The 19,205-nt window shown below is 72.8% G+C and carries 16 protein-coding genes and 8 pseudogenes; 14 read left to right on the top strand and 10 right to left on the bottom strand.

The window, feature by feature from the left end:
- Positions 1–43: 43 nt before the first annotated feature.
- Together KPL57_RS71020 and hisG are read left to right on the top strand one after the other, a co-directional pair.
- A pseudogene (locus KPL57_RS71020) lies at positions 44–308 on the top strand (phosphoribosyl-ATP diphosphatase).
- Positions 309–361: 53 nt separating this feature from the next.
- The gene (gene hisG, locus KPL57_RS54580) at positions 362–1,159 is read left to right on the top strand and encodes an ATP phosphoribosyltransferase (RefSeq protein ID WP_226358190.1); all 798 of its coding nucleotides are present in this window, start codon (positions 362–364) and stop codon (positions 1,157–1,159) included.
- A 190-nt stretch (positions 1,160–1,349) separates the two neighbouring features.
- Here the strand turns inward: hisG and KPL57_RS54575 are convergent.
- The 3 genes and pseudogenes from KPL57_RS54575 to KPL57_RS73075 all read right to left on the bottom strand — a co-directional run.
- A pseudogene (locus KPL57_RS54575) lies at positions 1,350–2,155 on the bottom strand (thioesterase family protein).
- 46 nt (positions 2,156–2,201) lie between these two features.
- Positions 2,202–2,702, bottom strand: a complete 501-nt coding sequence (locus KPL57_RS73080; protein ID WP_374203925.1) for a RecB family exonuclease — start codon at positions 2,700–2,702, stop codon at positions 2,202–2,204.
- A gap of 107 nt (positions 2,703–2,809) precedes the next feature.
- Positions 2,810–3,124 (bottom strand): annotated as a pseudogene (locus tag KPL57_RS73075) (PD-(D/E)XK nuclease family protein); the annotation flags it as partial.
- A 296-nt stretch (positions 3,125–3,420) separates the two neighbouring features.
- Between KPL57_RS73075 and KPL57_RS54565 the strand changes: the two are divergent.
- The 4 genes and pseudogenes from KPL57_RS54565 to KPL57_RS54550 all read left to right on the top strand — a co-directional run.
- Positions 3,421–4,233, top strand: a pseudogene (locus tag KPL57_RS54565) (tRNA (adenine-N1)-methyltransferase); the annotation flags it as partial.
- Positions 4,234–4,459: 226 nt separating this feature from the next.
- Positions 4,460–6,280: a proteasome ATPase gene (gene arc, locus KPL57_RS54560; protein ID WP_226358189.1), complete on the top strand. Its 1,821-nt coding sequence runs from the start codon at positions 4,460–4,462 to the stop codon at positions 6,278–6,280.
- A gap of 158 nt (positions 6,281–6,438) precedes the next feature.
- The gene (locus KPL57_RS54555) at positions 6,439–6,585 is read left to right on the top strand and encodes a hypothetical protein (protein WP_226358188.1); all 147 of its coding nucleotides are present in this window, start codon (positions 6,439–6,441) and stop codon (positions 6,583–6,585) included.
- A gap of 53 nt (positions 6,586–6,638) precedes the next feature.
- Positions 6,639–7,037 (top strand): VOC family protein, encoded by a 399-nt coding sequence (locus KPL57_RS54550; protein ID WP_226358187.1) that lies wholly within the window; start codon positions 6,639–6,641, stop codon positions 7,035–7,037.
- Between the two features lie 21 nt (positions 7,038–7,058).
- On the opposite strand, the gene KPL57_RS54545 is transcribed toward KPL57_RS54550, so the two are convergent.
- Genes KPL57_RS54545 through KPL57_RS54535 form a run of 3 tightly spaced genes read right to left on the bottom strand, consistent with a single transcriptional unit; the run spans position 7,059 to position 9,975 of the window.
- Positions 7,059–7,376 (bottom strand): hypothetical protein, encoded by a 318-nt coding sequence (locus KPL57_RS54545; protein ID WP_226358186.1) that lies wholly within the window; start codon positions 7,374–7,376, stop codon positions 7,059–7,061.
- The gene (locus KPL57_RS54540; protein ID WP_226358185.1) at positions 7,363–8,664 is read right to left on the bottom strand and encodes an acyclic terpene utilization AtuA family protein; all 1,302 of its coding nucleotides are present in this window, start codon (positions 8,662–8,664) and stop codon (positions 7,363–7,365) included. The genes KPL57_RS54545 and KPL57_RS54540 overlap by 14 nt, the downstream gene beginning before the upstream one ends.
- A 9-nt stretch (positions 8,665–8,673) precedes the next feature.
- Complete coding sequence (locus KPL57_RS54535) at positions 8,674–9,975, bottom strand: CitMHS family transporter (protein ID WP_226358184.1); 1,302 nt, start codon at positions 9,973–9,975, stop codon at positions 8,674–8,676.
- A gap of 110 nt (positions 9,976–10,085) precedes the next feature.
- Here KPL57_RS54535 and KPL57_RS54530 point away from each other — a divergent pair, with 110 nt between their 5' ends.
- Entirely contained in the window at positions 10,086–11,045 is a 960-nt protein-coding gene (locus KPL57_RS54530; protein ID WP_226358183.1) for a LysR family transcriptional regulator, read from the top strand.
- On the opposite strand, the gene KPL57_RS54525 is transcribed toward KPL57_RS54530, so the two are convergent.
- Together KPL57_RS54525 and KPL57_RS54520 are read right to left on the bottom strand one after the other, a co-directional pair.
- Complete coding sequence (locus tag KPL57_RS54525) at positions 11,042–11,806, bottom strand: helix-turn-helix domain-containing protein (protein WP_226358182.1); 765 nt, start codon at positions 11,804–11,806, stop codon at positions 11,042–11,044. The genes KPL57_RS54530 and KPL57_RS54525 overlap by 4 nt on opposite strands.
- A 75-nt stretch (positions 11,807–11,881) precedes the next feature.
- A complete protein-coding gene (locus KPL57_RS54520; protein ID WP_149663150.1) occupies positions 11,882–12,442 on the bottom strand; it encodes a YceI family protein in 561 nt (186 codons plus the stop codon).
- Between the two features lie 90 nt (positions 12,443–12,532).
- Here KPL57_RS54520 and KPL57_RS54515 point away from each other — a divergent pair, with 90 nt between their 5' ends.
- Both KPL57_RS54515 and lpdA read left to right on the top strand, forming a co-directional pair.
- The gene (locus KPL57_RS54515; protein WP_020626582.1) at positions 12,533–13,051 is read left to right on the top strand and encodes a MarR family winged helix-turn-helix transcriptional regulator; all 519 of its coding nucleotides are present in this window, start codon (positions 12,533–12,535) and stop codon (positions 13,049–13,051) included.
- A 9-nt stretch (positions 13,052–13,060) separates the two neighbouring features.
- A complete protein-coding gene (lpdA, locus tag KPL57_RS54510) occupies positions 13,061–14,464 on the top strand; it encodes a dihydrolipoyl dehydrogenase (RefSeq protein ID WP_075306293.1) in 1,404 nt (467 codons plus the stop codon).
- A gap of 61 nt (positions 14,465–14,525) precedes the next feature.
- On the opposite strand, the gene KPL57_RS54505 is transcribed toward lpdA, so the two are convergent.
- On the bottom strand, positions 14,526–14,720 hold the full coding sequence (locus KPL57_RS54505; protein WP_020626584.1) for a hypothetical protein: 195 nt from the start codon (positions 14,718–14,720) through the stop codon (positions 14,526–14,528).
- A gap of 166 nt (positions 14,721–14,886) precedes the next feature.
- Positions 14,887–15,444, bottom strand: coding sequence for an NUDIX domain-containing protein (locus KPL57_RS54500; RefSeq protein ID WP_226358181.1), 558 nt, complete (start codon positions 15,442–15,444; stop codon positions 14,887–14,889).
- 110 nt (positions 15,445–15,554) lie between these two features.
- Between KPL57_RS54500 and dop the strand changes: the two are divergent.
- From dop to KPL57_RS73070, 5 genes and pseudogenes are all read left to right on the top strand, one after another.
- Positions 15,555–17,062, top strand: a pseudogene (gene dop / locus KPL57_RS54495) (depupylase/deamidase Dop).
- A gap of 118 nt (positions 17,063–17,180) precedes the next feature.
- Positions 17,181–17,378: a ubiquitin-like protein Pup gene (locus KPL57_RS54490; protein ID WP_020626587.1), complete on the top strand. Its 198-nt coding sequence runs from the start codon at positions 17,181–17,183 to the stop codon at positions 17,376–17,378.
- 165 nt (positions 17,379–17,543) lie between these two features.
- Positions 17,544–18,428: pseudogene (prcB, locus tag KPL57_RS54485) on the top strand (proteasome subunit beta).
- A gap of 40 nt (positions 18,429–18,468) precedes the next feature.
- Positions 18,469–19,006, top strand: a pseudogene (prcA, locus tag KPL57_RS54480) (proteasome subunit alpha); the annotation flags it as partial.
- A 77-nt stretch (positions 19,007–19,083) separates the two neighbouring features.
- Positions 19,084–19,205 (top strand): annotated as a pseudogene (locus KPL57_RS73070) (proteasome subunit alpha); the annotation flags it as partial.

Genomic DNA, 19,205 nt, shown 5'->3' with positions numbered 1-19,205 from the left:
CCCGGCATGCGGCGTAGGTCACCGTTCACAACTGGTAGTACCCGTGAAGACTTTCGACGACTGTTCGCCGAGCTGGCGGCCAAGGCCCGGGACCGGCCGGCCGGCTCGGGGGACCGTCGCCGCGCTCGGACGCCGGGGTGCACGCCCAGGGCAAGAAGGTGCTCGAGGAGGCCGGTGAGGTCTGGATCGCCGCCGAGTACCAGGGTGACGACGAGCTGGCGGAGGAGATCTCGCAGCTGCTGTACCGGCTGCAGGTGATCATGCTTCAGCGGGGGCTCACCCTCGAGGACGTGTACAAGCATCTGTAGGCCGACCCGGCCCACCGACACCACCACCGATGACGACCGTCAGGAGAGCGGAAATGCTCCGCGTGGCACTGCCGAACAAGGGCACCCTGGCCGAGCCCGCCGCGACGATGATGCGCGAGGCCGGGTACCGCCAGCGGACCGACTCGCGCGACCTCAGCGTGGTCGACGAGGAGAACGAGATCGAGTTCTTCTACCTGCGGCCCAAGGACATCGCGACCTACGTCGGCAAGGGCGACCTGCACCTGGGCGTCACCGGCTTCGACCTCATGGAGGAGTCGGGCAGCCAGACCCAGGAGATCATCCCGCTCGGCTTCGGCAGTCGCGGTTCCACTTCGCCGCCCCGGCCGACGCCGACTGGAAGATCGAGGACCTCGACGGCCGCAAGATCGCGACGTCCTACCCCCCGCCTGGTCCGCTCCTACCTGTCGGGCAAGCGGATCGGCGCCGAGATAGTGAAGCTCGACGGCGCGGTGGAGATCTCCATCCAGCTCGGTCTGGCCGACGCGATCGCCGACGTCGTGTCCTCCGGCCGCACGCTGCGCCAGCACGGTCTGCAGATCATCGGCGAGGCCATCGCCACCTCGCAGGCCACGCTCATCGAGCGGGAGAAGCGGCACGACCGCGCCGAGGACGCCGAGACCACCCGTCTGAAGAAGGTCTTCGCCGACCGGCTGCAGGGCGTCGTCGTGGCCCGCGAGTACCTGATGATGGACTTCGACTGCCCGGAGGGGCTGCTGGAGGCCGTGGAGAAGGTCGCGCCGGGCCTGCAGGCGCCGACGGTCTCGCCGCTGTCGAAGAAGGGCTGGGTCGCGGTCCGCACGATGGTGCGCACCAAGGACACCAACGCGTGATGGACAAGCTCGCCGACATCGGCGCCACCGCGATCCTCACCTCGGAGATCCGGTCCTCCGCGCGATGACGGTCAACGGCCACGGCCACTGAGTACGTCCCCGTCCGACGTCCGTTCCCCCCGCGGCGGCCCGCCCCCGGTGACTCCGGTGGCGGGCCGCCGTCGTGTCGCCGGGGTCTCCGGCGGGCCGGCTAGCGGGCCCGGACGGTCCACGCCTGGGCGCTCCGACCGGTGTGCCCGTCGTGGTCGAACAGGGTGGCCGAGCAGGTGCCCAGCCCGTCCGGCCCGACGACGGTCGCGGCGTCCACGCCGATCCACTCGCCGGCCGGGGCCCGGTGCAGGTGCACCGTCAGCTCGGTGTTGACGAACAGCCAGCGGGCCGCGTCCAGCGGTGCGGCGAGCCCGTTCGCGCAGTCCGCGGCGACCATCAGCCGCTGTGCCGGGCTCGGCTCCTCGCCCTCGACGAGTGGACCCGCATCCGGATCCAGCCCCGTCCCGGGCCCTCGGTGCCGAGGCGGCCGCCGTCGAGCCAGGCCCACTCGACCGCGTCGAGGAATCCGGGCAGCCAGCCGTCCGGCCGCTCGGTCCGCACGACGGCGGTGTCCCGGCCGGGCAGCGGCGCTGTCTGCCCGACCGCGACGGCGGCGGTGTCGGAGGCGGCGAGCCGCCAGGCCCGCGCCCGGAGCACGTCCCGGTCGCCGGCGCGCATCGTCGCCGACAACAGCTCGATGGTCCGCCCGGGCCGCTCGACGCCCGCGGTCACCGTGAGCGGCCCGGCGGGGACCGCCCCGAGCACCTCGACGGTGACGCGGGCGATCCGCCAGTCGTCCCCGGCGCCGCCGGGCCGGGACGCGGGCAGCCGTTCGAGCGCACGGACCAGCAGCGCCGAGGGCGGGCCCATGTGCTGGGCGTCGGCGAACCAGGGTCCAGTGGTCGACGGGGTCGCCTCGAACGCGGCGTGGGTGACGCCGTCGGCGGAGTGCTCGCCGCGGGGCAGGTAGAACGGGCCGGGCGGGATCGGGGGCGGTGCGCTCACCCGTCGATCATGCCCGCCGCCCGGCCAGCCGGGGTACGGCGGGGGAGTGCCGCCCAGGCGGGGCAGCGGGCCTGGTGGTCGCAGGTACGGCAGGCCGGGCCGGGGCGGGGCCGGAAGTCCCGGTGGGGGCGGCGAGCCGGATGGCCGTCCACAGTGCGTCGAGCAGGCGTCCGAAGCGGGTGAGCTCCTCGGCGTCGGGGCGGTAGGTCAGGGCGGTGCCGTCGGCCAGGTAGAGCAGGCGCAGCTCGTCGGGGACGCGGCCGTGGGTCAGCAGGACCGCCAGCGCGTAGAACTTGAGCTGGAACAGCACGCCGGACTCGTAGCCCTCCCCGGGCGTCGCGCCGGTCTTGTAGTCGACGACCCGCAGGCCGTCGGGGCCGTCGTCGAGCCGGTCCAGGATGCCGCGCAGCGGTACCGGGGCCGCGCCGTCCGTGCCGTCCGCACCGTCGAGGGTCGCCTCGATGCGGGCCTCCACCGCCGTCGCGGTGACTCCGGTCGGGTCCTCCAGCGCGAAGTAGCGGTCCAGCAGTGCCGAGGCCGAGTCCAGCCAGAGCGCGAGCTGCGGGTCCTCCGGGCGGTGAACAGCGCCGCCACGGCGGGATCGGCCGCGGCGAGGTCGTCCCAGCAGGGGCCGAGCAGCTCCCGGGCCGCGCGTGGGGTCCGGTCGGCCGGCTCCCGGGCGAACAGCTGCTCCAGCACGGCGTGCACCAGGGTGCCGCGGACCTGCGCCCGCGACGGCGGCTCCGGCAGCCGGTCGACCGCGCGGAACCGGTAGAGCAGCGGGCAGCGGCGGAAGTCCGCCGCCCGCGACGGCGACAGCGCGGGCGGGCGCGGTGGTGCCGCGACGGCCGGGGTGACGACCGGGGTGACGACCTCGGGGCCCGCCTCGGCCGGGAACGGGCCGGACTCGTCGGAGGGGGCTGCGGTCATGGCGGCAGGCTAGCCGCGACCCCCGACGGTTCCGGGCTGCCCGGTGCTGCCCTGTGCCCCGGCGTCGGGGCCGGGGGTGCGCGCGGATAGCGTCGTCGTCCGTGCACGACGCCCCGACGCCCGACGCGCCGACCGAGTCCGCGACCCTCGACTCCCCTCACACCGAGTCCCACACCGAGGAATCCGTCGACGCGGAGCTCGTCGCCCCCCGGCCCGTCGACGCCGAGCCCGCCGCCGGGCCGGCCACCGACGAGCCCGCCGACGAGTCGGCCACCTGGGTCCCCCCGCGCCGCGGCGGGCCGTTCCGCGAGGGCGACCGGGTGCAGCTCACCGACCCCAAGGGGCGCCACTACACCGTCGTCCTGCAGGCGGGCGGGTCGTACCACACCCCACCGCGGCCAGATCGACCACGACGACATCATCGGCTCGCCCGAGGGCGGGCTCGTGCACTCGGCGGCCAACACGCCGTACCTGACCCTGCGGCCCCGCCTGGCCGACTACGTGCTGTCGATGCCGCGTGGCGCCCAGGTGATCTACCCGAAGGACTCGGCACAGATCCTGATGTGGGGCGACGTGTTCCCCGGCGCCGGGTGCTGGAGGCCGGCGCCGGGTCCGGCGCGCTGACCTGCTCGCTGCTGCAGGCCGTCGGGCCGAGCGGGAAGGTGATCTCCTACGAGGTCCGCGAGGACCACGCCCCGCACGCGGTCACCAACGTCGAGACCTTCTTCGGGCAGCGGCCCCCGCACTGGGAGCTGACCGTCGGCGACGTCCGGGACCACCGCGGCGAGGTCGACCGGGTCGTGCTGGACATGCTCTCCCCGTGGGACGTGCTCGACACCGTCCGCGACTGCCTGGTCCCGGGCGGGATCCTCGTCGGCTACGTGGCGACCACCACCCAGCTGTCCGTGCTCACCGAGGCGCTGCGCGAGATGCAGTGCTGGACCGAGCCCGAGTCGTGGGAGGCGATGGTCCGCCCCTGGCACGTGGTCGGTCTCGCCGTCCGTCCGGAGCACCGGATGATCGCCCACACGGCCTTCCTGCTGACCACCCGGCGGCTCGCCGACGGCGTCACACCGCCCCGGCAGCAGCGGCGGCCGACCGGCCGCTGACCTGGGCGTTGTGTCCGGTTTCGGTCGGATGGTGACCGCGACGCGCCCGAACGCGGAACGAGAACGTTACGAACTACCCTCCGTGTGGACGTGGCGGTGACGCCCGCGAAGCCGCAGAGTGACCACATGGTGCCGACCGGCTGAGGCCCGGATCACCGGTTCGACGCACCGTCGCGGTCACCCGTCACGGGTACCGTGGTGAGACGGAACACGGAGGGAGGCTGCCGTGAACCACCCCTACGACGACGGTCCCGGCAACCAGGGTTTCCAGTCTGACCGCGACCTCAGCCCCGCTGAGGCCGCCGAGCACATCCGTCACCTCGAACACGAGATCTCCACGCTGCGTCAACGGCTGACCGAGACACCCCGGCACGCCCGAGTGCTGGAACAGCGTCTCGCCGAGACCACGAGCCGGCTGTCCGCGCTCAACGCTCGGAACGAGAAGCTGACCGAGACCCTCAAGGAGGCCCGCGGCCAGCTGGTCGCGCTCCGCGAGGAGGTCGACCGGCTCGCGCAGCCGCCGTCCGGCTACGGGGTCTTCCTCGGCCGGTACGACGACCACACGGTCGACGTCTTCACCTCCGGCCGCCGGATGCGGGTTCCCGTGTCCCCGGCGGTCGAGGGCGAGACGCTGCGCAGCGGTCAGTCCGTCCGGCTCAACGAAGCACTCACCGTGGTCGAGGCCATGGGCTTCGAGCAGGTCGGTGACCTCTACTCGCTGCGGGAGATCATCTCCCGTCCGGGGGAGGACGGCTCGGCCGGTCGCGGTCTGGTCGTCGGCCACTCCGACGAGGAGCGCGTCGTCTGGCTGGCGGCGCCGCTGTTCGAGCTCGGGCAGGAGGAGGGCACCAGCCCGCTCAAGTCCGGTGACTCGGTCATGGTCGACTCGCGGGCGGGCTACGCCTACGAACGGGTCGCCAAGGCCGAGGTCGAGGACCTCGTGCTGGAGGAGGTCCCGGACATCGCCTACTCCGACATCGGTGGCCTGACCCGGCAGATCGAGCAGATCCAGGACGCGGTCGAGCTGCCGTTCCTGCACACCGAGCTCTTCACCCAGTACGAGCTGCGTCCGCCCAAGGGCGTGCTGCTCTACGGGCCGCCCGGCTGCGGGAAGACGCTCATCGCGAAGGCCGTCGCGAACTCGCTGGCGAAGAAGATCGCCAAGCAGCGGGGCGACGACCCGGACGAGGGCCGCGCGTTCTTCCTCAACATCAAGGGCCCCGAGCTGCTCAACAAGTTCGTCGGCGAGACCGAGCGGCACATCCGGCTGATCTTCCAGCGCGCGCGGGAGAAGGCGAGTGCCGGCACCCCGGTGATCGTGTTCTTCGACGAGATGGACTCGATCTTCCGGACCCGTGGGTCGGGTGTGTCCTCCGACGTGGAGACGACGATCGTCCCCCAGCTCCTCGCCGAGATCGACGGCGTCGAGGGCCTGGAGAACGTCATCGTCATCGGCGCCTCGAACCGTGAGGACATGATCGACCCGGCCATCCTGCGCCCGGGTCGGCTCGACGTGAAGATCAAGATCGAGCGTCCGGCCGCCGAGGGCGCGATCGACATCTTCTCGAAGTACATCACCGACACCCTGCCCATCCACGAGGACGACCTGGCCGAGTTCGGCGGGGACCGGAGCGCCTGCACCTCCGCGATGATCCAGCGGATCGTCGAGCGGATGTACGACGAGTCCGAGGAGAACCGGTTCCTGGAGGTCACCTACGCCAACGGTGACAAGGAGACGCTCTACTTCAAGGACTTCAACTCCGGCGCGATGATCCAGAACATCGTCGACCGCGGGAAGAAGTCCGCGATCAAGGCGGTGCTCGAGTCCGGCCAGCCGGGCCTGCGGGTCCAGCACCTGCTGGATGCGATCGTCGACGAGTTCGCCGAGAACGAGGACCTCCCGAACACGACCAACCCCGACGACTGGGCGCGGATCTCGGGCAAGAAGGGGGAGCGGATCGTCTACATCCGCACCCTGGTCACCGGCAAGAACGACGCCACCGGCCGCGCGATCGACACCGCGTCGAACACCGGCCAGTACCTGTAGACACGCTCTGCTCGCACGGGCCCCGCCGCATCCCGCGGCGGGGCCCGTCGTGCGTTCGGTGGGCGGTGCCCCGGAGGAGTGAGGGCCGGACGAAACGGGCATCCTGTGCAGGGAGCCGTGCACGTCCGTGTCGCGGCCCGCACCACGGAGGACCACACATGGTCGGCATCATCGGGCGGATCACCGCATTCCTGAAGAGCCCGCAGGGACGTCGTTACACCGACCAGGCCAAGCGGATGGCGAGCGATCCGCGCAACCGGCAGAAGGCGCAGGACATGCTGCGGCGCTTCCGCGGCAAGCGCTGACCCTGTCCGATCCGTTCACGACGCCGGGCCGCCCGCGGCCTAGCGTCGTGGGCATGGACACCTCGATCGGCGCCGAGCTCGACATGATCGGCATCGTGGTCACCGACATGACCCGTTCGCTCGCCTTCTACCGCCTGCTGGGGCTGGAGTTCCCCGAGGGCTCCGACACCGAGGCGCACGTGGAGACCACCCTGCGCGGCGGCCTGCGGCTGGCCCTGGACCTGCAGTCGGCGGTGGAGGGCTTCCACCCGGGGGCCGCACCGGTCGGCAACGGCCGGGTCGCGCTGGCGTTCCGGTTGCCCGGCGCCGCGGCCGTCGACGAGGCCTGGGGCCGGGTCACGGCGGCCGGGCACACCTCGGTGCTGGACCCGTTCGACGCCCCGTGGGGCCAGCGCTACGCGACCGTCGCCGACCCCGACGGGTCGTCGCTGGACCTGTTCGCCTGGGCCTGACCGACCCGGGCGAGCAGGTCACTATGAGCCGGGCGGCAGGGGGAGCTCCAGTGCGAGCAGCCGCGACGAGAGCGACTTGCCGTGCGTGTCGAGCTGGGTCGACACGGTGACCCCGCCGCCGTGGATCCCGGTGCAGACGAACTGCAGACAGCTCACCCGGGGCAGCTCGTAGCGGGTGACCTCGCCGCCGACCCAGCGGCTCAGGCCCGTCCGGACCAGCTGCGGGGTGAGCACGGTGACGAGCAGCGGGTAGGTCGCGTCGTCGTGCGGGACCACCGTCAGCGTCGCCACCGTCCCCTTGTCGCCCGCGCGGCAGTGCGCGATCTCATGCAGCAGCACGGCCGGCCTCCAGGACGGTGACCCGCGGGACGACGGCGTCGCGGGGGACGAGGGTGGACAGCACACCGACGACCTCGTCGAGCCGGGTGCGCACCCCGCCCCCGCCCGCCGGGCCGTTGGTGTAGAGCGCCTCGACCTCGTGGGCGAGGACGTCGAGCAGGCCCGGGTCGCGGTGCAGCGCCGCGACCCGCAGCCGGGCGTCGGTGTCGCCGCCGCGGACCTCGATCCGGGGAGCGACGGCGAGCCCGCGGACCCGCTCGGCGACCACGTCGGCGGCCAGCCGGGCCCGGGCGGCGGCGTTCGGGCCCACGTAGGAGATCCCGGCCTCGACGCGGTGCCCGGCCCGGTAGCCGACGCTGACCTTCAGCTCGTCCGGGCGGGCGCGGCCGGTGGCGCCGGCGACGCGGACCCGGTCCGTGCCGTCGTGGTCCACGGAGACGCCACGCAGGTCCAGAACGACGTCGGGGGTGCGGTACCCGGTGGGGTCGGTCACCTCGTAGAGCAGCTGCTCGCGCACCGTGTGCCGGTCGAGGCGGCCGCCGGTGCCGTCGAGCTTGCCGTAGCGGGCACTCCCGTCCGCGGCGACGTCGGCGAACGGGAACCCGAGCTCGGCCAGCCGGGGGACGTCGAGGTGCCCGGGGTCGGCGGCATAACCGCCGGTCAGCTGCCCCGCGCACTCCAGCAGGTGGCCCACCAGGGTGCCCGCGGCGGCCCGGTCCGGGCGGTCGAGGTCCCAGCCGAGCCGGTGCGCCAGCGGCGCGAGGAACAGCGACGGGTCCGCCACCCGCCCGGTGACGACCACCGCTGCCCCGGTGTCCAGCGCGGGCGCGATCGCGTCGGCGCCGAGATAGGCGTTGGCCGACACCAGCTCCCCGTGCTCGCCCAGCGGGACACCGTCCTCGGCCGCGGGTGCCGCCGGATCGACCACCTCGAGCACGTCGTCGCCGGTCACGACGGCCACCGGGGCCACCGACCCCAGACCGTCGAGGTGCTCGCGGACGATGCGACCGGCCGCGTGAGGGTTCGCCGCGCCCATGTTGGTGAGCAGCCGGACCCCACCCGCCAGCAGGTCCGGCAACAGCGCCGTCAGCCGCTGTCCGAGCCGTGGGTCGTACCCGGTCGCCGGGTCGGCGAGACGCCGGAGGTGGCCGAGCGCGATGGTGCGCTCGGCCAGGCACTCCAGGACGAGGTCGTCCAGCCCGCCGCGGCGGACCAGGTCGACGGCGGGCTCGATCCGGTCGCCGGCGAAGCCGGCACCGCTGCCGATCCGGGTGGTCGTCCGGGTCATCGGGTCTCCTCAGAGGCTCAGGGCGCCGGTGAGCAGCGCGACGACGGTCATGACGGCGGTGGTGCCGAACGCCCACCCGAACACGAACCGCTGGTGGCGGCCCAGCTCGACGGCGGTGAGCCCCAGCAGGATGAAGGTGGAGGCGGTGAGCGGGCTGAGCGGGAACCCGGTGGTCATCTGGCCCAGGATCGCGGCCCGGGCGACCTGCGCGGGGTCGCCGCCCAGCGCCGCCGAGGTCTCCGCCAGCACCGGCAGGACACCGAAGTAGTAGGCGTCCGGGGTGAACACCAGGCTGAGCGGCATCGAGGTCAGCGCCACCGCCACCGGCAGCGCTCCGCCCGCGCCGTCGGGGACGAGCCCGACCAGCGACTGCGCCATCGCGGTGATCATCCCGGTGCCGCCGAGGACACCGGTGAACACACCCGCCGCGAAGATCATCGCGGTCACCAGCACGACGTTCTGGCCGTGCTTCTCGAACAGCGCGCGCTGGCCGTCCCAGGTGGGCCGGTTGACCAGCAGCGCGACGACGAAGGCGCAGAGGAACACCACCGGCAGGTCGGCCAGCTGCAGGAGCAGGACCACCACCAGGGCCAGGGTCAGCACGACGTTGACCACGAACCTGACCCGGTCGGCCCGCGACCGCACGGCGGGCGTTCCGGCGGCCCCGGGCGCGTCGGCGGGCTCGGGCAGCTCGACGACGCCGAGCCGGGCACGCTCGCGGCGGTCGATGACCCAGGCCGCGAACAGCACCCAGATGATGCCGACGGCCATGGCGGGCAGCAGCGGCACGAACACGTCGGAGGCGGTGAGGTCGAGGGCGGCCATCGCCCGTGCCGTCGGGCCACCCCAGGGGATCATGTTCATCACCCCGGCGCCGAGGCACACCAGCGCCGCCAGGACGATCCGCCGCATGCCGAGCCGGTCGTAGAGCGGCAGCATGGCGCTCACCATGATCAGGAAGGTGGAGGCGCCGTCGCCGTCGAGGGCGACGAGCACGGTCAGCGCGGCCGTACCGACACAGATCTTCAGCGGGTCCCCGCCCGCCCACCGGACCACTCGGCGGATCGCCGGGTCGAACAGGCCGGTGTCGAGCATCAGGCTGAAGTACAGGATCGCGAAGGTGATCATGATGGCGACCGGCGCGACGGTCTCCAGGCCGGTCGCGACGTACTCGCCCAGCCTGCCGCCCAGCCCGGCGACGACGGCGGCGGCCGCGGGCACGACGGTCAGCGCCAGGAGCACCGACACCCGCCCGGACAGCACGGCCGCCAGGAACACGGCGATGGTCAGGAATCCGATCGCGGCGAGCATCGTCGACCTCCTCGTCGGCGGGGCGGACCAGCGTCGGCCCGGGGGAACGGTGCGCGCGCGGACCTATGATCGTCAAAGACCGAATCCGGATGGACTGATGCGGTGAGCGCATGGATCTGACGTTGCAGCAGCTCAGGGCCGTCGTCGCGGTGCACGAGGCGGGTGGGTTCACCGCGGCCTCGGCCGTGCTGCGGACCGCGCAGCCGTCGTTGAGCCGCACGGTCGCCGACGTGGAGCGGCTCCTCGGGGCGCGGCTGTTCGAGCGGACCACCCGGCGGCTGGAGCCGACGCCGGTGGGGGAGACCGTCGTGGCGGCCGCCCGCCGGGCGCTGGACGGTGTCGCGACCGAGCTGCGCCACGTCGAACGCGTCCTGGACGGGCGGGCGGGCACCGTGCGGATCGCGACGCTGCCCTCGCTGGCCGCGATCCTGCTCCCCGGGGTGGTGTCGGCGTTCCGGCGGGAGCGGCCGGGTGTGCGCCCGGAGATCTCCGACGCCCTGGCCGACGAGGTGACCGCACGGGTGCGTTCGGGGCGTGCCGACCTCGCCGTCACCGTGGTGCACGGCCGTGTCCCCGACGACCTCGTGGTCACCCCGGTGGCCACCGACAGGTTCTGCGCCCTGGTGCCTCCCACCCATCCGCTCGCCGGGCGCAGCACGCTGCGCTGGGCCGAGTTCGACGGCGTCGAGTTCGTCGACTTCGACTCCTCCACGAGCATCCGCCAGCACGTGGACCGCGCCCTGGACGAGTCGGGATGCCGGCCCGGCCGTGGCCTCGCGGCCCGCAACATCGCCGCGGTGGCGGGTCTCGTCGCCGCCGGCCTCGGTGCGACGGCGGTCCCGGGGCTGGTCGTGCCGCTCACCGGTTTCGCCGGGCTGACCGCGGTCCCGCTGACCGACCCGGTCGTGCGACGGCGGATCGCGCTGGTCCTGCCGCGGGGACGGCAGCCGGTCCCTGCCGCCGCCGCCTTCGCCGGGCTGCTCACCGGCTCCGCACCGCGTCCGTCGCTGCCGGCGCACGCCCGGTGGGCGCCACCGGACGGGGCATCCGGCGCGGGCGACGGGAGCTAGCGGACGTCGTCGGCGTCTGCGCTGGGGACGGCCCGCAGCGAGCCCGGCGACACCCCGGCCAGCGCGCGGACCTCGCGGGACAGGTGGGGCTGGTCGGCGTAGCCGGTGCGGGCGGCGACCTCGGCCGGGGCGACTCCGTCGTAGAGCAGGGCGCTCGCGGCCCGGAAGCGCAGCACCCGCCGCGCGACGGCCGGTCCGTAGCCGAGGGTGGCGACGCAGCGCCGGTGCAGCGTGCGGCCGGTGACGCCGAGCCGGTCGGCCAGCTCGGCGGCGGGCACACCCCCGGCCAGGGCGCGCAGCGCGGCGTGGGGCAGCGGAGCGGGCGTCGGACGGTCCACGGCGGCGATACGCAGGGCGAGTGCCAGCCGGGCGAGCCACACGACGTCGCCGCTGCCCGTGTCACCGGGGTCGCCGGTCCCGGGGGCGGCGGGTCGGAGCAGCCGGCGACGTCCGGGGTCGAGGATCTCGGAGAGGGGGACGCGGCGGTCGCGCAGCGCGTCCGCCGGGACGCCCAACAGCGCCGGGAGGGCGCCGGGACGGAACCGCAGGCCGGTGGTCACCCCGCCGGCGGGCGAGGCGGCGAGGTGCGCGGTGGTGTCCGGTCCGGCGACGACGAGGTCACCACCGGACAGGAGGAGGTCCATACAGCCGTCGGGCAGCACCCGCTGGGTGTGCGGCTCGGCACCCGAGCGCGCCTGCCAGGCCACCTCGACGACGGCGCGCAGCGGTCCGGTCGGGGGCGTCTCGGCGTAGCTGCGCACCGCGCCAGCCTACGGACGCGGCACGGCCCCGGTACCGGCGTCGCCGGTCCGGGGCCGTGGCCGCGTGTGCGGAGCTCAGGAGGCGCGCAGGACCGCCTCGATCTCCAGCTCGACGCTGACCTTGTCGCCGACCACGACGCCGCCGCCGTCCATCGGCATCTCGATGTCGACGCCGAACTCCGAGCGCTTGATGGTGGTGGTCGCGGTGAAGCCGGCGCGGGTGCCGCCGTAGGCGTCCGGGCCGAAGCCGTTGACCTCGAGGGCGAACTCGACGGGGCGGGTGACGCCCTTGATGGTCAGGTCGCCGGCGAGGACGTAGTCGTCGCCGCCCTTCGCGACGAGGCCGGTGGAGCGGAAGGTCCACTCCGGGTACTTCTCCACGTCGAAGAAGTCGGCGGAGCGGATGTGGCCGTCGCGCTGCTCCTGGCCGGTCGTGATCGAGGTGGCGTCCACGGTCGCGGTCACGCTGGAGTCCTGGAAGCGCTCGGCGGTGACGAGCTCGCCGGTCACGCCGGTGAAGCGGCCCCGGACCTTGCTGACCATCATGTGACGGACGGAGAAGGAGACGTCGGAGTGCGCAGCGTCGATGTCCCAGGTGCCGACGACGTAGCCGGGGATGGCGGTGGCGGTGGTCATGATCTCTCCCGGAGAACTAGTTGAACTCTCACTTGTTGAGAGCGATACTAGAACTAACGGATCGCACGTCAAAATGTTTCGGAGGGTGCTGTGGGTCACACACGCTGGCTCGACGACGAGGAGCAGCGCACCTGGCGCGCCTTCCTGGCCGCGCAGCGGCTGGTCTCGGAGAAGGTCGAGCGACGGCTGCAGTCCGGGGCCGGGATGCCCCAGGCCTACTACGAGATCCTGGTCCGGCTGTCCGAGGCGCCGGAGCGGACCCTGCGGATGAGCGTCCTCGCGGACTCCGCGCTGTCCTCACGCAGCCGGGTGTCGCACGCGGTGGCCCGGATGGAGGAGGCGGGCTGGATCGAACGGCGGTCGTGCCCCACCGACCGGCGTGGCCAGCTGGCCCACCTGACCGACCGCGGCTTCGAGGTCCTGGCCGGCGCCGCACCGGACCACGTCGAGAGCGTCCGCGAGGCGGTGTTCGACGGCCTGACCCCTGCTCAGCAGGCCGGGCTGCGCGAGGCCTGCGAGGCCGTCGTCGCCCACCTGTCCGGTGGCGGGGAGTGGCCGGTGACCCGGGACTCGGGACCGGACGGCCCGAGCCCGGCTCAGGCGTCCTAGGCTGGGCACATGCCTCATTTCGACGTCGTCGTACTCGGAGCCGGACCCGGTGGATACGTGGCGGCCATCCGTGCCGCCCAGCTCGGCCGCAGTGTGGCGGTGATCGAGGAGAAGTACTGGGGCGGTGTCTGTCTCAACGTGGGCTGCATCCCGTCCAAGGCGCTGCTGCGCAACGCCGAGATCGCCCACATCGTCACCAAGGAGCAGAAGACCTTCGGCCTGTCCGGTGAGGTGTCGCTCGACTTCGGCGCCGCCTTCGACCGCAGCCGTTCGGTCGCGGACGGGCGCGTCAAGGGCGTGCACTTCCTGATGAAGAAGAACAAGATCACCGAGTTCGACGGGTTCGGCCGGTTCACCAAGCCGGGCGAGATCGAGGTCGAGCTGTCGAAGGGCGGCAACGAGACCGTCACCTACGACGACGTGATCATCGCGGCGGGCTCGACGGTCAAGCTGCTGCCGGGCACCGAGCTGTCCGAGCGGGTCGTCACCTACGAGGAGCAGATCCTCACCCGTGAGCTGCCGGAGAGCGTGATCATCGCCGGCGCCGGTGCGATCGGCGTCGAGTTCGCGTTCGTGCTGGCCAACTACGGCGTCGACGTCACCATCGTGGAGTACCTGGACCGGCTGCTCCCGCTCGAGGACGCGGACGTGTCCAAGGAGCTGGCCAAGGCCTACAAGAAGCTCGGCGTCACGGTGCGGACCTCCACCAAGGTCGAGTCCATCACCGACGACGGCAAGGGCGTCACCGTCTCGGTGTCCTCCTCCAAGGGCAGCGAGGAGCTGCGCGCGGACAAGGTCGTGCAGGCCATCGGCTTCGCGCCCCGGGTCGACGGCTACGGCCTGGACAAGCTCGGCGTGAACCTCACCGAGCGCGGCGCGATCGAGATCGACGACTACATGCGCACCAGCGTGGAGCACGTCTACGCGATCGGTGACGTCACCGCGAAGCTCATGCTCGCCCACGTCGCCGAGGCGCAGGGCATCGTCGCCGCCGAGACCCTGGCGGGCGCCGAGACCCAGGAGCTGAACTACAAGATGATGCCGCGCGCGACCTTCTGCAACCCGCAGGTCGCGTCGTTCGGCTACACCGAGGCCGAGGCCCGGCAGCTGGCCGACGAGAAGGGCTGGAAGGTCAACACCGCGACCTTCCCGTTCACCGCGAACGGCAAGGCGCACGGCCTGGCCGAGCCCGCAGGCTTCGTGAAGCTGATCGCCGACGACACCTACGGCGAGCTGCTCGGCGGGCACATCATCGGCGCCGAGGCGACCGAGCTGCTGCCCGAGCTGACCCTGGCCCAGAAGTGGGACCTGACCGTCCACGAGATGGCGCGCAACGTGCACGCGCACCCGACCCTGTCGGAGTGCCTGCAGGAGGCGATCCACGGCCTGGCCGGCCACATGATCAACTTCTGACGACGGCCGCGACGGGCCCGCATCCCCACCCCGGGGTGCGGGCCCGTCGGCGTACCGGGGGTCAGGACCTGCGGGCGTCCGGCTCGCGCCGGGCCGTGTGCTCGCGACGCGTGGTCGAGCTCGCGGCGACGCGCTGCTCGTGCCGCTCGGCGGCCAGTGCCGCCTCCACCGCGGCCTGCACGGCGGCGGTGTTGACATCGGGATCGATCAGCCTGGCGGCGGCGAGGGATCGGGCCGAGACCGAGATGCTGACCATGGTGGCTCCTGGAACTGTCGCGTGGTGGGTGTGGTGGTCCGTCGGGGAGGCCTCACGCTGGGCCCTTCCCGGGGTGGCGTCGCGCGACCCGCTCGGCATGGACCGATTCAGGTACCGGTGTGGGTGACATATGTTACCCATTGGTAAACGCGCTGGCCCGAGGACTTTAACGGACGAGATCTGCCAGGAGGAGGCGGGTGACGTAGAGGCCGTCGGGGACCCAGGGCCGGTCCGGGGTGCCGACCCGGGCCACCAGCTCGTCGAGGGTCCACCAGCCGCCCTCGGCCACCTCCGAGGGCTGGTGGGTCACCGGGCCGTCGGAGAAGGCGCGGTAGACGTGCACGTGGGCCCGCAGCCCGTCCGGGCCGGTGCCGGGCCCGGTGTCGACGCCCAGCGCGGCGGCGTCGAAGGGGACCACGGCGAGCTTCTCCAGCGGCACGCCGGTGACGCCGAGCTCCTCGCCCAGCTCGCGGGCGGCGCCGTCGTCGGGCGTCTCGCCCTCGTCGAGGACCCCGCCGGCCAGGCAGTCCCACATCCCGGCCATGACCAGCTTGGTGTCGGTGCGCCGGTGCACGTAGGCCCGCGTGCCGTCGGCGGAGCGGAGCAGGACCGCGGTCGTGGCGTGCCACAGCGAGCGGGCGTAGACCTCGCCGCGCTCGGCGACGCCGGTGGGCCTGCCCTCGGCGTCGAAGACGGTCAGGCGCTCACGTGCGGGATCGGTCACGCCACGATGATCCCGCCGGGCCGCGGTGCACCCCGGACCGGGGCGGGGGACGGTTAGTCTCGTGCAATGCACTCTCGCGCAGGGGGCCGGTCGTGACGGCCCGCCGGATCATGGGCACCGAGGTGGAGTACGGCATCGCCGTGCCGGGTGACCCCACCGCGAACCCCGTCGTCACCTCGACGCAGGTGGTGCTCGCCTACGCCGCCGCGGCGGACGTGCCCCGCAACCGTCGGGCGCGCTGGGACTACGAGGTCGAGTCGCCGCTGCGCGACGCCCGCGGGTTCGACCTGTCGGCGCCGTCGCTGGCGCCGCAGCTCGACACCGACCTCGACGACCTCGGTGCGGCGAACGTCATCCTCACCAACGGTGCTCGGTTCTACGTCGACCACGCCCACCCGGAGTACTCCACACCCGAGGTCCTGTCCCGCGCGACGTCGTGACCTGGGACAAGGCCGGCGAGCGGATCATGCTGGAGGCGGCGAACCGCGCGGCCACCGTGCCGGGCGCGCCGCGGATGCAGCTGTACAAGAACAACGTCGACGGCAAGGGCGCCAGCTACGGCTCCCACGAGAACTACCTGATGGCCCGCTCGACGACGTTCCCGTCGATCGTCACCGGGCTGACCCCGTTCTTCGTGACCCGTCAGGTCGTCTGCGGCGCCGGCCGGGTCGGCCTGGGCCAGCAGGGCGACGAGGCCGGCTACCAGATCGCCCAGCGCTCGGACTACGTCGAGGTCGAGGTCGGCCTGGAGACCACGCTCAAGCGCGGCATCATCAACACCCGCGACGAGCCGCACGCCGATGCCGACAAGTACCGCCGCCTGCACGTCATCATCGGCGACGCGAACCTGTCCGAGGTCGCGACGCTGCTCAAGGTCGGCACCACCGCCCTGGTCCTCGACATGATCGAGAAGGGGCGCTCGTTCGAGGACCTGCGCCTGGCCGAGCCGGTGAAGTCGGTCTCGCGGATCAGCCACGACCCGACGCTGCAGCGGACCGTCCCGCTGGCCGACGGCCGTCACCTCACCGCACTGCAGATCCAGCAGGAGTACCTGGCCCGCGCGGTCGAGCACCTGGAGCAGACGGTCTCCCCGCGCCGCGAGGAGTGGGACCCCGACACCCGCGAGGTCGTCGAGGAGTGGGAATCGGTGCTGGTCGACCTGGAGCGCGACCCGATGCTGACCGCCGACCGGCTCGACTGGACGGCCAAGCTCAAGCTGCTCGAGGCCTACCGCGAGCGCGACGGCCTGACCTGGGCGTCGGGCCGGCTCGGGATGGTCGACCTGCAGTACTCCGACGTCCGGCTGGCGAAGGGCCTCTACAACCGGCTGGTCACCCGAGGGTCGATGCGCCGGCTGGTCACCGAGGAGCAGGTCGCCGCGGCGATGACCGAGCCGCCCGAGGACACCCGGCCTACTTCCGCGGCACCTGCATGGGCCGGTTTCCCGGTCGAGGTCGCCGCCGCGTCGTGGGACTCGGTGATCTTCGACCTGGGGCGTGAGTCCCTGGTCCGGATCCCGACGCTGGAGCCGCTGCGCGGAACCCGCAAGCACGTGGGGGAGCTGTTCGAGGCGGTGTCGACGGCCGAGGAGCTGGTCGACAAGCTCACCGCCTCCTGAGCCGTCCCGCCGGGAAGCGGATCACACGCCGCCGCGCAACAGGCGATTTTGTCGCCCCCGGTGGGTAGGGTGAGCAGGCAGGCAATTCTCTGCGAGGAGATCTGCAAGGAGGAGCGTCATGTCCCAGGAGCAGACCAAGCGCCAGGGTGGCGGCGACGGAGACGACGAGTCCGGCGAGAACGCGTCCGGATCCGGCCAGGAGCGCCGCGAGAAGCTCGGTGAGGACGTCGACACCATCCTCGACGAGATCGACGACGTGCTGGAGGAGAACGCGGAGGACTTCGTGCGGTCCTACGTGCAGAAGGGCGGTGAGTGAGCTCCACGGGGCCATTCACCGTGCCGCACCCCGGCACCAGCAGTACCGTCCCGGCCGGGTCCGCACCTGCGGGCCCGGCCGTGCCGGAAGGGCCGCCGACCCCCGCCGAGGTGGGGGAGCGGCACCCCCGGCGCACGCAGTTCGAACGAAAGGCACGTCCGAGAGATGGAGTTCCGGCCGTCGGTCACCTCCGGGCTGGTGCCCGGGCACCACACGGGTCAGCTCGGCACCTTCCTGACCGGGTCGCAGTCGTTCTCCGACTTCGTCGGCGGCGCGGCCCCGCACCTGCTCCCGGCGCGGGCCTGGACCGGACAGCCGGTCCCGGCACCTCCGCCGACGCCCTGGGCGTCCCGCACGGCACCACGATCGTCGCGCTGCTGTTCTCCGGCGGTGTCGTGATCGCCGGTGACCGGCGCGCGACCGCGGGCAACGTGATCGCCCAGCGCGACATCGAGAAGGTGTTCGTCACCGACACCCACTCCGCGGTCGGCATCGCCGGCTCCGCGGGGATCGCGCTGGAGATGGTCCGGATGTTCTCGGTGGAACTCGAGCAGTACGAGAAGCTCGAGGGCGTCCCGCTCTCGCTGGACGGCAAGGCCAACAAGCTCGCCGGGATGGTCCGCCAGAACCTGGGCGCGGCGATGCAGGGCTTCGTCGTCGTCCCGCTGTTCGCGGGCTACGACACCCACGCCGCCGACCCGGCCCAGGCCGGCCGGATCGTCACCTTCGACCCCACCGGCGGGCGGTACGACGAGAACCTCGGCTTCCATGCCGTGGGATCGGGCTCGGTGTTCGCCAAGTCCTCGCTGAAGAAGCTGCACGACCCGGCCGCGGGCCTCGACGGCGCGGTGCGCACCGCGATCGAGGCGCTCTACGACGCCGCGGACGACGACACCGCCACCGGCGGGCCGGACACGGTGCGGCGCATCTACCCGGTGGTCGTCGGCATCACCGCCGAGGCGCCGTGCGCCGCGACGAGGCCGAGATCGCCGCCGTCGCGACCAGGTGATCGCCGGGCGCCGGGAGCGCCCGGGCGGACCGTCCCGCTGACCCCCTCCCCGCACGAAGCACGAGCCTGGAGCGCCTCCCCATGACGATGCCGTTCTACTCCTCCGTCGACCAGCTGCTGCGCGACCGTCCGAGCTGGCCCGCAAGGGCATCTCGCGTGGCCGCAGCGTGGTCGTGCTGACCTACGCCGGTGGCGTGCTGTTCGTCGCGGAGAAACCGTCGACGCCCCTGCACAAGGTCTCCGAGATCTTACGACAAGATCGGCTTCGCCGCGGTCGGCCGGTACAACGAGTTCGAGAACCTGCGCACGGCGGGATCCGGATGGCCGACTTCCGGGGGTTCACCTACGACCGGCGCGACGTGGACCGGCCGGATGCTGGCCAACGCCTATGCCCAGGCGCTGGGCACGGCGTTCGTCGAGAGCAGCAGAAGCCGTTCGAGGTGGAGCTGTGCGTCGCCGAGGTGGGCGTCGAGGCTCCGGGGACCAGCGGTACCGGATCACCTACGACGGCTCGATCACCGACGAGCCGCGGTTCGTCGTCATGGGCGGGCAGACCGAGCCGATCTCGCAGAGAAGCTCTCCGAGACCTACGCGCACGGCCTGGAGCTGGGCGCGGCGATCGAGGTCGCGCTCGGCGGGGCTGCAGTGGCCGGGGCGGACCCGGCGTCGGCCGGCAACGGCGCGAACGCGCAGCCGCGGGTCCTGGGCGCCGAGGCGCTCGAGGTCGCGGTGCTCGACCGGACCCGCCCGCGGCGGACTTCCGTCGTCTCGAGGGGGCGGCGCTGGCGGACCTGCTGCCGGCCGCGAACCGCGGCACC

It is taken from the genome of Pseudonocardia sp. ICBG601, assembly GCF_020496245.1.
The sequence above is the reverse complement of the archived record's forward strand: the minus strand, read 5'-3'. Positions and strand labels throughout refer to the sequence as shown.

What these genes read in the sequence shown, in the direction of transcription:
- hisG (WP_226358190.1), top strand. Translation starts at nt 362, where the DNA reads ATGCTCCGCGTGGCACTGCCGAACAAGGGCACCCTGGCCGAGCCCGCC.
- KPL57_RS54555 (WP_226358188.1), top strand. Translation starts at nt 6,439, where the DNA reads ATGGTCGGCATCATCGGGCGGATCACCGCATTCCTGAAGAGCCCGCAG.
- KPL57_RS54550 (WP_226358187.1), top strand. Translation starts at nt 6,639, where the DNA reads ATGGACACCTCGATCGGCGCCGAGCTCGACATGATCGGCATCGTGGTC.
- KPL57_RS54540 (WP_226358185.1), bottom strand. Translation starts at nt 8,664, where the DNA reads ATGACCCGGACGACCACCCGGATCGGCAGCGGTGCCGGCTTCGCCGGC.
- KPL57_RS54535 (WP_226358184.1), bottom strand. Translation starts at nt 9,975, where the DNA reads ATGCTCGCCGCGATCGGATTCCTGACCATCGCCGTGTTCCTGGCGGCC.
- KPL57_RS54530 (WP_226358183.1), top strand. Translation starts at nt 10,086, where the DNA reads ATGGATCTGACGTTGCAGCAGCTCAGGGCCGTCGTCGCGGTGCACGAG.
- KPL57_RS54520 (WP_149663150.1), bottom strand. Translation starts at nt 12,442, where the DNA reads ATGACCACCGCCACCGCCATCCCCGGCTACGTCGTCGGCACCTGGGAC.
- lpdA (WP_075306293.1), top strand. Translation starts at nt 13,061, where the DNA reads ATGCCTCATTTCGACGTCGTCGTACTCGGAGCCGGACCCGGTGGATAC.
- KPL57_RS54505 (WP_020626584.1), bottom strand. Translation starts at nt 14,720, where the DNA reads ATGGTCAGCATCTCGGTCTCGGCCCGATCCCTCGCCGCCGCCAGGCTG.
- KPL57_RS54490 (WP_020626587.1), top strand. Translation starts at nt 17,181, where the DNA reads ATGTCCCAGGAGCAGACCAAGCGCCAGGGTGGCGGCGACGGAGACGAC.